This is a genomic window from Pandoraea pneumonica (genome assembly GCF_049918595.1).
GTDB lineage: Bacteria > Pseudomonadota > Gammaproteobacteria > Burkholderiales > Burkholderiaceae > Pandoraea > Pandoraea pneumonica_A.
In genome coordinates, this window is the sequence record NZ_JBNCRZ010000001.1 from 550,035 (window position 1) to 563,261 (window position 13,227).

A 13,227-nucleotide genomic window follows, 5' to 3' on the forward strand; every position below is an offset into this window, starting at 1 on the left:
TCGCCCCGAAAAATCCGGAATTTCCACGCCTATATGCGCCAAACCCTCAAACACATCGGCCTGATCGTGCTGGGCCTCGCGACCGGTGCGGCTGCCACCCTCGCGTTTTCGCAGGCTTCCGCACAGAGCGCTACCACGCCGCTGCCGCTCGAGCAGCTCCGTCTGCTGGCCGAAGTGTTCGGTCAGATCAAGCGTGAATACGTCCAGCCGGTCGACGATAAGAAGCTGCTGACCGCGGCGATCAAGGGCATGGTGTCGAGCCTCGATCCGCACTCGTCGTATCTCGACAAGGAAGAATACAAAGAACTGCAAGAGCAGACGCGCGGCCGCTTCGCCGGTCTGGGCATCGAGATCTCGCAGGAAGACGGCCTCGTGAAGGTCATCACGCCGATCGAAGACAGCCCCGCGTTCAAGGCTGGCCTCAAGCCTGGCGACCTCATCACCCGCATCGACGACAAGCCGGTACGCGGCATGACGCTCGATCAGGCCGTCAAGCGCATGCGCGGCGCGCCGGGCAGCAAGGTCACGTTGACCATTTACCGCAAGTCCGACGAACGCACCTTCCCGGTGTCGATCGTGCGCGCCGAAATTCGCGTGCAGAGCGTCAAGGGCAAGCTGCTGGAGCCGGGTATCGCCTACGTGCGTATCACGAGCTTCCAGGAACGCACGGTGCCGGACCTGGCCAAGAAGCTGCAAGAACTGTCGAAGGATCAACCGGTCAAGGGTCTGATTCTCGATCTGCGTAACAACGGCGGCGGTATCCTCCAGTCCGCAGTTGGCGTTTCCGCAGCGTTCCTGAAGGACGGCGCGACCGTCGTGACGACCAACGGTCAGATCGAAGACGCGAAGCAGAAGTACACCGCCACGTTCGACAACTACCGCCTGTCGGCCAGCCCGGAAGATCCGCTCAAGGGCGAAGCCCCGATCTGGAAGACGGTGCCGATGGTGGTGCTCGTGAACGCCTACTCGGCTTCGGCCTCGGAAATTGTGGCCGGTGCGCTGCAAGATTCGAAGCGCGCGCTGATCATGGGCAAGACCACGTTCGGCAAGGGTTCGGTGCAAACGGTGCGTCAACTCTCGCCGGATACGGCGCTGCGTCTGACCACGGCGTACTACTACACGCCGAGCGGCCGCTCGATCCAGTCGATCGGTATCAAGCCGGACGTGCCGGTCGATCAGAATCCGAAGGGTGACCCGGATGACGTGCTGGTAACGCGCGAGATCGATTACCAGAACCATCTGCACAACACGCAGACGCCGGACGAACAGAAGGAAATCGACGCTCGCGAAGCCCGCCGCCTGGAAGAACTCCGCCGCCTCGAGGAAGAGAACGCGAAGAAGACACCGGAGGAGCGCAAGAAGGAAAGCCAGGAACGCCTGCCGGATCTGGGCAGCCCTGAAGACTTCATGCTCCAGCAGGCCGTGCATCAACTGAAGGGCGAGCCGGTCCAGCGCACCAAGTCGCGTCTGGAAGCCAATGCCGGCCCGCTGCCGAAGGACGCCGCTGGCAAGGCCGCCCCGGCCGCTACGCCGGCAGCCGGTGCCAAGACCGATCCGAAGACGGATACGGTCGTGCCCGCCAAGCCGACGGACAAGAAGTAAGCATCCGCCTTACACTACGAACCGTGCCCGCGAAAGCCGGCACGGTTTTTTTATTGCCGCGCGGGCGTCATCCCGCCGCTCCGTCCACCGACGGCCGCAGTCCGCCCCCCGTTGTGGCCACGAAGTCTCTCCGTTTTGCGATGAACGACGATCAGCTGTTGCGTTACTCCCGCCATATCCTGCTCGATGAAATCGGTATCGAAGGTCAGGAGCGTCTGCTGGCCGCCCACGCGGTGATCGTGGGTGCCGGTGGTCTAGGCTCACCCGCCGCGCTCTATCTGGCGGCCTCAGGCATCGGGCGCATTACCCTGATTGACGACGACGATGTCGATCTCACCAATCTGCAACGCCAGATCCTGCACGACACCCACAGCGTGGGTCACCCCAAGGTGATCTCGGGCCGCAACCGCATCGCGCAGATCAACCCGGGCGTGGTGGTCGACGTCGTCAACGAGCGTGTGGACGAAACCCGCCTGACCGCGCTTGCCAAGACAGCGACGGTGGTGCTCGACGGCTCGGATAACTTCGCCACGCGCCACGCTGTCAATCGCGCTTGCGTGGCCGCTCGCGTGCCACTGGTCTCGGGTGCCGCGCTGCGCTTCGACGGTCAGATCAGCGTGTTCGATGTGCGCAACGACGCCTCGCCCTGCTATGAGTGCATCTTCCCCGCCGACGAGCCGTTCCCCGAGCAAGCCTGCGCCACCATGGGCGTGCTGGCGCCGCTCGTGGGCATCATCGGTAGCATGCAGGCCGCCGAGGCGATCAAGGTCGTGACGGGGGTTGGGGTGCCCTTGGTGGGCCGTTTGCTGATGCTCGACAGCCGCAAGATGAGTTGGCACACGATGCACTGTGCCCGTAATCCCGAATGTAAGGTCTGCGGACAGCGGCACTAATTCTTTTGGCGTGACTTGTGCCGATTCCGAGAGTGCACGCACAAAGCTGAGCACGCATATAAAAAGGCGGGCACCCCGTGATCGAGGTGCCCGCCTTTGCTTTTGGCGCGCAAAAGTCTGAGTGACGTGCGCCAGCGAATTGCCCCACTCACTGGCCGTGGTGTCGACTACGCGACCGACAGTCGCGCCAGCGCAGCCTGCATTTCTTCGGGTTCCGTCGCCGCCAGCAGTTCCTGCACCGGTCGTTCGAGATCGGGCAGATGGGCGCGCAGAATCTCCTGCTTCACCTGAAGCAACTGGCTCGGATGCATCGAGAACTCGCGCAACCCCATGCCGAGCAACAATCGCGTTGCCGTGGGGTCGCCCGCCATCTCGCCGCAAACCGCTACCGGCACACCAAACGCATGCGCCTCGCGAATCGTCATGGCGATCAAGCGCAAGACGGCCGGATGCAACGGATCGTAGAGATGCGCGACGGCATTGTCAGCCCGGTCGATGGCCAGCGTGTACTGAATCAGGTCGTTCGTGCCGATCGACAGGAAGTCGAGCCGTTTGAGGAACATCGGCACCGTTAGCGCGGCCGCAGGCACCTCGATCATCGCGCCAAGCTTCACCCCCGGGTCGTAGAGCAGACCGGCCGCGTCGAGCTGTGCCTTGGCTTCGCGCACGAGTTCGAGCGTCTGGTCGATCTCCTGCGCATGCGCGAGCATCGGGAAGAGAATTCGCACCTGACCAAACGCCGACGCGCGCAGAATTGCGCGCAACTGCGTGAGGAACATGCGCGGCTCGGAGAGGCTCCAGCGAATCGCACGTAAGCCAAGTGCCGGGTTCGCCGCCGTCTCGTACGACTCGTGACTGTCGAGCGGTTTGTCTGCACCCACGTCGATCGTGCGAATCGTAAGCGGCAGCCCCTTCATCGATTCCACTGCGCGTTTGTACGCCTCGAACTGCTCCTCTTCCTCCGGCGCCTCTTCCATGTTCATGAAAAGGAATTCCGTACGGAAAAGACCCACGCCGACGGCGCCCGCGGCGACCGCCGTCTTGGCGTCTTCGGGCAGTTCGATGTTGGCGAACAAATCGATCGGCGTGCCGTCGATGGTCTGCGCGGGCGAGTGCTTGAGCCGCTGCAACCGACGATCTTCGAGCGCGCGCTCGCTTTGCCGGTAGCTGTACTCTTCGAGCACGATCGGCGCCGGATCGACGATAACGATGCCGTGATCGCCGTCGATGATGATGACGTCGTCCTGCTTGACCAGCAGACTGGCCTGCGCCACGCCCACAGCCGCCGGAATGCCCAGACTGCGCGCGACGATCGCCGTGTGCGATGTCTTGCCGCCGAGGTCGGTGACGAAGCCCTTGAATGTCTGCGACTTGAACTGAAGCATGTCGGCGGGGGCGATGTCGCGCGCCACGACGATCATGTCGTCGCGCGGCGTCTCGGCCACCACATGGCGAATACCGGGGGCACCGGCGAGCGCCTTGAGGACACGCTCGGTCACCTGTTCGATATCGGCACGTCGCTCGCGAAGATATTCGTCTTCGATGTCTTCGAAGCGCGCAACGAGGACTTCAAGCTGGGTAGTCAGCGCCCACTCGGCGTTGTAGCGGCGCTCGCGAACGAGCTTCACGACCGCGTCAACGAGCAGCGTGTCGTTAAGAATCAGCGAGTGGACGTCGAGAAATGCCCCCATCTCGCCCGGCGCGTCGTCGGGAAGTTCGGCTTTGAGGGTATCGAGTTCTTGTTGGACGCTCGCCTGCGCATTGCGAAAGCGCGCGATTTCGTCGTCGATCTGAGAAGGATCGAGCAGATAGTGCGGCACATCGAGCGTCGCGGGCGCCAGGAGATAGGCGCGGCCGATCGCGATGCCACGCGAGACGGGAATGCCGTGCAGGGTGAAAGACAAGGAAGTCTCCCCAGTTCAAAGGCGGATGATTCGATCCTCCGGGCCAGCGCAGGCCCGATGCCAGCGTTTGCGTGACCGTTTCGACGGCGATGTAGCGACGCACCTGCAAAGCGCCGCCCGATTCGCCATGGGCCACGACAACGCGTTTATTCCCCTTCGCCGAACTTGTTGGCGATGAGGGCCAGGATCTCGTCCATGGCTTGTTGCTCGTCCGAGCCTTCGGTCTCGACTTCGACCTTCGAGCCGATACCGGCCGCCAGCATCATGACGCCCATGATGCTCTTCGCGTTGATACGCCGACCGTTCCGGGTCAGCCAGACCTCACTCTGAAATTTCGCCGCCAGTTGCGTCAGCTTTGCGGATGCCCGGGCATGCAAGCCCAATTTATTTACGATCGTCGTTTCTTGTCGAAGCATGTTTCAGTGTGACGTAGAGTGTGTGGCCGGCGCACCTGCGCCGACTTCCAGAATACCTTTAGATCCGCCTGCAAGCACCTTTTCCGCCAGCGTATCGAGCGGCACCGAGCGGTAGCAAACCGACTTGATGAGCATCGACAGATTGACCCCCGCGAGCACCCGCACTTTCGGCCCGACAAGCTGCGCCGCAATGTTCGACGGTGTGGCGCCGAACAGGTCGGTGAGCACCAGCACGCCGTTCTCTTCTTGCAGTTGGGCGAGCTTTTCGCGCGCGGTGCCGAGCAGCGCCGCCGTGTCCTGGTCGGGGGCTACGTCGATCGCGCCGATGCGCGCCGGACAGCCGCCGTAAATATGCGAAACACACTCGCGAAGTGCAGTCGCGAGCGGTGCGTGGGCAATGATTAGAATTCCAGCCATGATGCTAGGCACGCCGAGCGCCGCAGTTGTCCGGGGTACGAACACAACGACGAACGCAAGCCTGTCGATTTTGGGATTCTTATTTTAGCAGGCGCGCAAAATCCCCGAATTTTCATCACGTTAGGGTCTTCTCCGGGGTGTCGTAAAAGCCTTGACACCCTCGGCGAAGGCCCGCCAGCGCTCAAACCGCCAGTTCCAGCGCGTCGATGAACATCTTCGGCACGTCGAAACCGGTCTGCTGCGTGATTTCCTGGAAGCACGTCGGGCTCGTGACGTTCACTTCCGTGAGGTAATCCCCGATCACGTCGAGGCCCACGAGCAGCAGGCCACGTTGCCAGAGTGTCGGCGCCAGTGCTTCGGCAATTTGACGGTCACGTGCGGAAAGATCGCGCGCTTCCCCCAGACCACCTGCCGCCAGATTGCCGCGGACCTCGTTACCTTGCGGAATTCGTGCAAGCGAGTGCGGCACCACTTTGCCGCCGATGATCAGAATGCGCTTATCGCCCTGCACGATGTCGGGAATGAACCGCTGTGCCATCACCGAGCGGGCACCGTTCTCGCCCAGCATTTCGATGACGGCCCCCAGGTTGCGGCCATCCGCGCCGATGCGGAAGACGCCCGTCCCGCCCATGCCGTCGAGCGGCTTGTAGATGACGTCGTTATGTTCAGCGTGGAATGCACGCAGTCGGGCGGCATCGCGCGTCACCAGCGTCGGCGTGACGAACTCGCCGAACTCGGCAATCGCGAGCTTCTCGGAGTGATCGCGAATGGCGCTGGGCTTGTTGAACACGCGGGCGCCGGCGCGCTCGGCGATTTCAAGCAGCCAAGTGGAGTTGATGTACTCCATGTCGAACGGCGGGTCTTTGCGCATGATCACGGCGTCGAATGCCGTGAGTGCAGCGACACGCGTGTCGATGGTCTCGTACCAGGTCGTTTCGTCCCCCGTCAGCCGGATCTCCTGCACGCGCGCATCGACACTGGCGCCCTGCCATGCCATTTCGTGCGGCTCGCAAGCGAAGATGCGGTGCCCGCGACGCGCGGCTTCGCGCATCATCGAGAACGTGGTGTCCTTGTAGATTTTGAAGTGGTCGAGCGGGTCGGCGATAAAGAGAATCTGCATCGATCGGCGGGGGTCTTGGAGGTTCGAATGCACACACCGCAAGCTGCGGCGACAGGCGTCTATTCTAGCCGAGGCGCCGTTTTGCCGCTGCGGACCGGCATGGCCGGACGACTGGGGATGGCCCTGTCTCGCCCTACGGCGTCTCGCTGCCGGTTCGCTGGCCTGCCAGGCCGCCCAAGCCCCGCAGCAATGCTGCATCGCGCACCGGATCGAGCCGAGCACGCATCGAGGACAAATGCGTTTTCAGCGTCTGAACACCGATGCCGCACGCTTCGCGGGCCTGCGCCCGAGACTCGCCCGCGAGCAGACGCATGGCAATTTCGCGCTGCATGGGCGTGAGCGGGGTCGCCCACAGCCGAGTCATCAACCGTAGCGCCGATGGTACGGCGAGGTGCAGCGCGATACGCACCCGCTCTGTCGGCCGTGCACTCATGTTGCGTAGTCGCGTCGCGTGCAGATGCAGCGTGCCGCCGGGCATCGCCATCCGGCGGCTGGCGTGACGACCGGGCGACGAGGCGTCGTCGGGCTGCGAGGTCAATTCCGCGGCCAAGGCACCGCATTCCTGTACGACGAGACACGCGTCCGGCCAGACCTCCCCCGAAGCCCCACGCCAGACCCGTTGCATCAGCGAGAGCGCTGCGGGATCCGCCCACTCGGGACGCTCGTCGTGCCAAATGAGTGTGCCGCTGACGTCGTGGCAAATGTCAGTGGTGAGGTTGTCTTTAAGGCAATGAGCAGATGGCTCGATGATCCGGCTCCACAGACCGGGGGGCGGCAGTCTCGGGCGCGTAGAAGGAAAAGCAAATTCCGCCGCTGCCTGTTCGAAGACCTGCATGTCACGCGCGCTGAAGCGCGGACGGGATGGGGCGCGAGACACGAACAAGCGTAGTGGCCCCGAACGGGGCGTCGCCTCCCCCGCGTCCGGCCGACGCCGCAATACGGGCATCAGACGAATGTCGAGCACGTCGCCCCCGCCGAGACACGCGTCCAGTTCCGCCGAACGGGTGAGCGTGTGCCCCGGCGGCGGCGTTGCGTTGCCCCGGCGCACCCGTCGGGCGTGACCGCGAATCAACTCGCCGCGCGACATCCGCTCCCAGCCGTCGCTCGCTAACGGCATCGTGGCGTCGCTCGCGGCAAACCGCTCACATGCCGCCACCGACGCCTGCGGTGCAAGCCAATGGCCGCCGGTCGAAAACCCACTTTGGCTGTCGTGCCACAGCGCCGCGACAGCGTCCGCCGCCAGCAATGTGCGCATCGTCTCCAGCCACACGGGCAGGTAATCCAGCGTCGACACCGGCAACTGATGCAATTGCCGCAAACGCGCTCGCAATTCGCCTTGTATCGCCATGCGCCCCTCTTCGGAAACACTCCGAGGAAATTTCCTATTCGGTTCGAATTCGCAAACATATCCCCCATTCGGGGGATGTTTGTCGCGTCGATCGCACGCATCATCACGCCATTGCCCAACGCCAATCAGGGTGTCGGGCAATAGATCGGCGGCGACGATACATCGAATCGCTCGGATTTGGGTGTTGCCGGAAGGGAACGAAGTAAGAGAAGTACTAGTAGTGCAACAACTTTGCGGGGGGGCCCGCCCAGGGAAGCCCCGATTTCCGGCCGCTGCATGAGGCTGCCGGCAAATGTGACGCCCGGCTAGTCGGGGGGCCAGCCGGGCGTCTTTTTATTTCCGCTTTCAGAAACGACTCAATCGAACGCCACGCGCGGTGACCTGCTGCGTTCAATCATTCCATCCTCAAATCGCTCAGTAAGTTTCCGGATCCGGGTCCGTGCGTTCGAGTTCGATCGAGGACGCGAGCAACGCAAGGCGCGCCACCACACCATACATATAGAAGCGATTCGGCGGTGCGGCGCCCGGCTTGGCGTGGACGTCCGGCAACGCAGTGTGTTCGAACGCGAGCGGCACGAAATGCATGCCCGGAGCGTTCAGGTTCTCGTCGGTGCCACGGCCCGTATGCACGCGGTAGAAACCGCCCACGACGTAGCGGTCGATCATGTAGACCACCGGCTCGGCCACCGCCTCGTTGATGCGCTCGAACGTGTAGACGCCTTCTTGCACGATGACGTCGTGCACTTCGAGGCCTTCCTTCACCACGCTCATCTTGGTGCGTTCGCGCCGGTTCAGGTTTTTGATCTCGGCGGCGTCGTGCACCATCATCACGCCCATGCCGTACGTCCCGGCATCGGCCTTGATCACGACGAACGGCTTCTCGCTAATGCCGTACTCGCGATACTTCTTGTTGATCTTCTTGAGCACCGCGTCGACCGTGTCGGCCAGCTTCTCTTCGCCCACGCGCTCGTCGAAGTCGATGCCTTCGCACTTGGCGAAATACGGATTGAGCATCCATTGATCGACGTCGATCATCTTGGCGAACTTCTTGACCACATCGTCGTACGCCGAGAAGTGCTGGCTCTTACGGCGCACCGCCCAACCCGCGTGCAGCGGCGGCAGCAGATATTGCTCGTGCAGCCCTTCGAGAATCGGCGGGATACCGGCCGACAAGTCGTTGTTGAGCAAGATCGAACACGGGTCGAAATTCTTGAGACCCAGCCGGCGCTGCGAACGCTCCAGCGGCTCGATCACGACATGCTGCCCGTCGGGCAGCTCGATGGTGGTCGGCTCGGTAATGTCGTCCGAGAGGCTGCCGAGGCGCACATGCAGGCCTGCGTGACGCATGATCGTCGACAAGCGGGCAATGTTCTGGAGATAGAACGAGTTGCGCGTGTGGCGCTCGGGAATCAGCAGCAGATTCTTGGCGTCGGGGCAGATCTTCTCGATCGCGGCCATGGCGGCCTGCACCGCGAGCGGCAGCACTTCGGGGGCGAGATTGTTGAAGCCGCCCGGGAAGAGATTGGTGTCGACGGGAGCGAGCTTGAAGCCGGCATTGCGCAAGTCGACCGAACAGTAGAACGGCGGCGTGTGCTCCTGCCACTCGAGCCGGAACCAGCGCTCGATGGCGGGCGTCGCATCGAGGATCTTCTTTTCCAGGTCGAGCAGGGGGCCTTTCAGGGCCGTGACGAGATGCGGAACCATGCTTCTCTCATATCCAGATGGAATATCGATTGTAGAGCAAACGCCCGGCGATCCTGCCGTTCGCCATGCCCCGCGAAGGGGCACCGGTTTTTGGCGGGCGCGATGGGCGATGCCGCGATGAGAAAAGATGGGGGCAGAACCGGCAAACGCAAGCCGGCATAAAAAAACGGGCACCCAACGGGTGCCCGCGCAATACCGGGCCGGCTGTCCGACCGGCGCCGGTAACTCCTCTCGCTCGAATATCAGTTGTGATAGGCCGATTCGCCGTGCGAGGTGATGTCCAGCCCCTCGCGCTCTTCGTCTTCCGGCACCCGCAGGCCCAGGACGATATCGGCAATCTTGAAGGCGATGAACGCCACCACACCCGACCACACCAACGTGGTCAGCACGCCTTGGAACTGAATCCAGACCTGACCGGCAATCGAGTAATCCGGGGCCACCTTGTTGGCCACGTAGTCGTAGATGCCCGTACCGCCCAGCGACGGCGCCGCAAACACGCCCGTGAGAATGGCGCCGAGCATCCCGCCCACGCCGTGCACGCCGAACACGTCGAGTGCATCGTCGGCCTTGAGCAGGCGCTTCAGACCGTTCACACCCCACAGGCACACCAGACCGGCGATCAGGCCCAGCACGATCGAGCCCATCGGGCCGACGAAACCAGCCGCCGGCGTCACCGCCACCAGACCGGCCACAGCACCCGAAGCACCGCCGAGCATCGACGGCTTGCCCTTGCCGATCCATTCACCGGCCGTCCACGACAGCGTGGCAGCGGCGGTGGCCAGCAGCGTGTTCACGAAAGCCAGCGCAGCGCCGCCGTTGGCTTCCAGACCCGAACCGGCGTTAAAGCCGAACCAGCCAAACCACAGCAGCGAGGCACCGATCATCGTCATGGTGAGCGAGTGCGGCTTGAAGGCTTCCTTGCCGAACCCAACGCGCTTGCCAACCATGTACGAACCGACCAGCCCGGCAATAGCGGCATTGATGTGCACCACCGTGCCGCCTGCGTAGTCGAGCGCGCCCTTCTGGAACAGCCAGCCTGCGTGTGCCGTAGCGGCGTCGGCGGCAGCCTGATCGGTGAAGGCGTCCGGACCCGGCCAGAACCACACCATGTGGGCCATCGGCAGGTACGAGAACGTGAACCAGATCACGGTGAAGAGCAGCACGGCCGAGAACTTGGCACGCTCAGCAAACGCACCCACGATCAGCGCGCAGGTAATGGCTGCAAACGCTGCCTGGAAGGCCATGTAGGCGTACTCGGGCACGTTCACGCCCTTTGTGAAGGTGGCAGCGACCGAATCTGGCGTCATGCCCTTCAGGAACAGCCGGTCAAAGCCGCCGAAGAATGGCCCGCCTTCGGTGAACGCGATGCTGTAGCCGTAAATCGACCAGAGCACCACCACCAGCGAAAAGATGATGAAACACTGCATCAGCACCGAGAGCATGTTCTTCGAGCGGACCAGCCCGCCGTAGAACAGGCCGAGGCCGGGCAGCGTCATGAGAATCACGAACGCCGTGCAGGTGAGCAGCCATGCCGTGTCGCCCTTGTTCGGGGGCACGGGCGTGGGTTCGGCCGCGGGTGCGGGGGCCGCGGCGGCTGCCGGGGCCGGTGCTGCGGCAGGGGTTGCAGGGGTAGCTGCCGCGGCAGCCGGTGCGGGTGAAGCCGTTTGCGAAGCGGCGGCAGGGGCCGAAGCGTCCTGGGCGAGGGCCACGGACGAACCGAGGCCGGCGGCACCGACGACACCCATAAAGGCGCCGGCGAGCAAGAGTTTGGCAAGCAGTTTTTTCATGATTGTTGTCTCTTTTGTAGGACCTTACAGCGCGTCTTCGCCGGTCTCTCCCGTACGGATGCGGACCACGTGCTCGACGTTGGACACGAAGATCTTGCCGTCACCGATCTTGCCGGTTCGGGCAGCCTGTTCGATAGCATCGATGGCCTGATCGAGCAGGGCATCGCTGATTACCGCCTCGATCTTCACCTTCGGAAGAAAATCGACGACGTACTCTGCGCCACGGTACAGCTCGGTGTGGCCTTTTTGGCGGCCGAAGCCTTTAACTTCGGTGACCGTGATACCCGCCACGCCAATGTTCGAGAGGGCTTCGCGCACCTCGTCGAGCTTGAAGGGTTTCACAATTGCGGTAATCAGCTTCATGATGAGTCGCTCCTTAGAATGTCTTCGACACGCTTACGACGACGGTGGCCTTGGAAAGCACTTTGCCCGAATTTGCGGCGGTGTAGTACTGCTCCTTGGCGTTGGTGTCGACGTAGGCGACCGACACGGAGAAGTTCTTGCCGAGGTCTTTCGACAGGCTGATCTTCCAGTCGGTGTAGCTTGCGGCGCTGAAGTTGTGCACCCACTGATGGCCCACGTGACCGACGGCCGAAATGCCCCAGAAGCCGGTGTCGTACGTGCCGGTCAGGTCGAGATAGCCGCTGCCGGAGGTGTCTTCACCGTTGGGGCCCACGAGACCGAACAGGCGCGTGAGCGCGTGCGAGTACTTCAGCGTGATGGTTTTCCAGCCCACGGCCGCGTACAGCTCGAACGTGTGCGGACGCGGGTAGTAAGCACCGGACGGATAGCTGCCCGGGTAGTAGTACTGGAGGCCACCGAAGTCGATGGTCCAGTCGGGAATGATTTCCTTCTTCCAGCCGCCGTAGAAGTCCATCTCGATCGGTGCGCTGACCGCCGAGTTGCCATCCGAGATCCAGCTGATATTCGACGCCCACACCCCGGCGTACAGCCCGGATTCGTGCGCCAGATCGAAGCCGCCCTGCACTGCCGGACGCTTACCCGTTTGCGAAATGCCGCGGAACCGGTAGTCCGAGAACAGACCGATGTTCGCGGTCACCGTCAGCGGTTCGGCGGCCGCATCGGCGGCGGCCGGTGCAGCAGCCGGCGCTGCCGCGGGTGCGCTGCCATCGGCGGCCGCTTGCGCGTATGCGCCAGCCGACAATGCCATTGCACCGAAGAACACACAGCCAGCCATCGCAGTTGACACTTTATTCATCACTTTCCCCTAAGTTGAAATCATTCGTCTTGGTACAGCGTGCGGCAGGTTCCGGGAACAGGTAGAGCAACTCCCGTGCCAGGTCTTGCCATCACCCACGCTGCGACGCGCAAGATACGGATTCCGAGATAAAAAATTGGCAAAATTGCGGGGAACGTGAGGACGCCTGAGACACGGGACGGGCTTGGCCTGTCACGGGCAGGGGGCGGCTGGGCGGGCCTGAGCGCTGGCTGGACGCAGAAAACGGTGATAGAGTTGCGCCAACGTTGACGGCCCCTGTGCGCGTGCACCACGTTGCAACGGACGGACGGCCGGACGGCTGGCGCGAAGCACACGGACGGTGCAAGCACCACATTGGTGCGCAGAAATGATGAGAGGAAGGCTTATGAAACCGAACGAGATCCTGCAAGACATGCAAGCCAAGGTGAGCGAGATGCTCAAGCAATCGCCCGCCAAGGATATCGAGCGCAATGTCAAAAGCCTGTTGAACCAGGGGTTCACGCGCCTCGATCTGGTCACGCGCGAAGAATTCGATGTGCAGGCCCAAGTGCTGGCGCGCACCCGCGAGAAGCTCGAAGCCCTCGAGCAGCGCGTCGCGGCGCTGGAAAGCCTGCGTAATGAAGCGCAGGACTAAGGCTTAAAACGGGGCGCTTCGGCGCCCTTTGTTGTTTCTGGGGATGGGCCATGCGCTCATGTCCGCCTCTGCCCTCGGACGGCTCCGACCGATCGGCAGCTTCTGCCGTAAATCTCCCGCTGCAATTCCGAAAAATCCCCTAACGATGCGATAGGGCGTTGCGACACGCCAATGCTGTCGGCG

At 62.9% G+C, this 13,227-nt stretch carries 12 protein-coding genes; 3 read left to right on the forward strand and 9 right to left on the reverse strand.

The features are described 5' to 3' along the window. Nucleotides 1-33: 33 nt before the first annotated feature. Nucleotides 34-1,602, forward strand: coding sequence for a S41 family peptidase (locus ACPWR9_RS02585; protein WP_426296601.1), 1,569 nt, complete (start codon nucleotides 34-36; stop codon nucleotides 1,600-1,602). Nucleotides 1,603-1,742: 140 nt separating this feature from the next. Next, the gene (locus tag ACPWR9_RS02590; protein WP_426296600.1) at nucleotides 1,743-2,495 is read left to right on the forward strand and encodes a HesA/MoeB/ThiF family protein; all 753 of its coding nucleotides are present in this window, start codon (nucleotides 1,743-1,745) and stop codon (nucleotides 2,493-2,495) included. Between the two features lie 167 nt (nucleotides 2,496-2,662). On the opposite strand, the gene ptsP is transcribed toward ACPWR9_RS02590, so the two are convergent. The 9 genes from ptsP to ACPWR9_RS02635 all read right to left on the reverse strand — a co-directional run bounded on the left by ptsP (nucleotide 2,663) and on the right by ACPWR9_RS02635 (nucleotide 12,410). Further along, entirely contained in the window at nucleotides 2,663-4,399 is a 1,737-nt protein-coding gene (gene ptsP / locus ACPWR9_RS02595) for a phosphoenolpyruvate--protein phosphotransferase (protein WP_426296599.1), read from the reverse strand. A gap of 146 nt (nucleotides 4,400-4,545) precedes the next feature. Beyond that, a complete protein-coding gene (locus ACPWR9_RS02600; RefSeq protein WP_150679887.1) occupies nucleotides 4,546-4,815 on the reverse strand; it encodes an HPr family phosphocarrier protein in 270 nt (89 codons plus the stop codon). Nucleotides 4,816-4,818: 3 nt separating this feature from the next. After that, nucleotides 4,819-5,232: a PTS sugar transporter subunit IIA gene (locus ACPWR9_RS02605; RefSeq protein ID WP_150679886.1), complete on the reverse strand. Its 414-nt coding sequence runs from the start codon at nucleotides 5,230-5,232 to the stop codon at nucleotides 4,819-4,821. 181 nt (nucleotides 5,233-5,413) lie between these two features. Further along, complete coding sequence (gene gshB, locus ACPWR9_RS02610; protein WP_426330714.1) at nucleotides 5,414-6,550, reverse strand: glutathione synthase; 1,137 nt, start codon at nucleotides 6,548-6,550, stop codon at nucleotides 5,414-5,416. Further along, complete coding sequence (locus ACPWR9_RS02615; protein ID WP_426296597.1) at nucleotides 6,486-7,700, reverse strand: helix-turn-helix transcriptional regulator; 1,215 nt, start codon at nucleotides 7,698-7,700, stop codon at nucleotides 6,486-6,488. The genes gshB and ACPWR9_RS02615 overlap by 65 nt, the downstream gene beginning before the upstream one ends. Before the next feature lie 414 nt (nucleotides 7,701-8,114). Continuing rightward, a complete protein-coding gene (gene gshA, locus ACPWR9_RS02620) occupies nucleotides 8,115-9,404 on the reverse strand; it encodes a glutamate--cysteine ligase (protein WP_426296596.1) in 1,290 nt (429 codons plus the stop codon). Between the two features lie 242 nt (nucleotides 9,405-9,646). Next, nucleotides 9,647-11,191, reverse strand: a complete 1,545-nt coding sequence (amt, locus tag ACPWR9_RS02625; RefSeq protein ID WP_426296595.1) for an ammonium transporter — start codon at nucleotides 11,189-11,191, stop codon at nucleotides 9,647-9,649. Between the two features lie 24 nt (nucleotides 11,192-11,215). Further along, on the reverse strand, nucleotides 11,216-11,554 hold the full coding sequence (locus ACPWR9_RS02630; RefSeq protein WP_150679881.1) for a P-II family nitrogen regulator: 339 nt from the start codon (nucleotides 11,552-11,554) through the stop codon (nucleotides 11,216-11,218). Between the two features lie 13 nt (nucleotides 11,555-11,567). After that, complete coding sequence (locus tag ACPWR9_RS02635) at nucleotides 11,568-12,410, reverse strand: TorF family putative porin (RefSeq protein ID WP_426296594.1); 843 nt, start codon at nucleotides 12,408-12,410, stop codon at nucleotides 11,568-11,570. Between the two features lie 385 nt (nucleotides 12,411-12,795). Between ACPWR9_RS02635 and ACPWR9_RS02640 the strand changes: the two genes are divergently transcribed. Beyond that, a complete protein-coding gene (locus ACPWR9_RS02640; protein WP_150679879.1) occupies nucleotides 12,796-13,044 on the forward strand; it encodes an accessory factor UbiK family protein in 249 nt (82 codons plus the stop codon). The last annotated feature ends 183 nt before the right edge of the window (nucleotides 13,045-13,227 follow it).

What these genes read in the sequence shown, in the direction of transcription:
- ACPWR9_RS02585 (WP_426296601.1), top strand. Translation starts at nt 34, where the DNA reads ATGCGCCAAACCCTCAAACACATCGGCCTGATCGTGCTGGGCCTCGCG.
- ACPWR9_RS02590 (WP_426296600.1), top strand. Translation starts at nt 1,743, where the DNA reads ATGAACGACGATCAGCTGTTGCGTTACTCCCGCCATATCCTGCTCGAT.
- ACPWR9_RS02600 (WP_150679887.1), bottom strand. Translation starts at nt 4,815, where the DNA reads ATGCTTCGACAAGAAACGACGATCGTAAATAAATTGGGCTTGCATGCC.
- ACPWR9_RS02605 (WP_150679886.1), bottom strand. Translation starts at nt 5,232, where the DNA reads ATGGCTGGAATTCTAATCATTGCCCACGCACCGCTCGCGACTGCACTT.
- gshB (WP_426330714.1), bottom strand. Translation starts at nt 6,550, where the DNA reads ATGCAGCATTGCTGCGGGGCTTGGGCGGCCTGGCAGGCCAGCGAACCG.
- ACPWR9_RS02615 (WP_426296597.1), bottom strand. Translation starts at nt 7,700, where the DNA reads ATGGCGATACAAGGCGAATTGCGAGCGCGTTTGCGGCAATTGCATCAG.
- gshA (WP_426296596.1), bottom strand. Translation starts at nt 9,404, where the DNA reads ATGGTTCCGCATCTCGTCACGGCCCTGAAAGGCCCCCTGCTCGACCTG.
- amt (WP_426296595.1), bottom strand. Translation starts at nt 11,191, where the DNA reads ATGAAAAAACTGCTTGCCAAACTCTTGCTCGCCGGCGCCTTTATGGGT.
- ACPWR9_RS02630 (WP_150679881.1), bottom strand. Translation starts at nt 11,554, where the DNA reads ATGAAGCTGATTACCGCAATTGTGAAACCCTTCAAGCTCGACGAGGTG.
- ACPWR9_RS02635 (WP_426296594.1), bottom strand. Translation starts at nt 12,410, where the DNA reads ATGAATAAAGTGTCAACTGCGATGGCTGGCTGTGTGTTCTTCGGTGCA.
- ACPWR9_RS02640 (WP_150679879.1), top strand. Translation starts at nt 12,796, where the DNA reads ATGAAACCGAACGAGATCCTGCAAGACATGCAAGCCAAGGTGAGCGAG.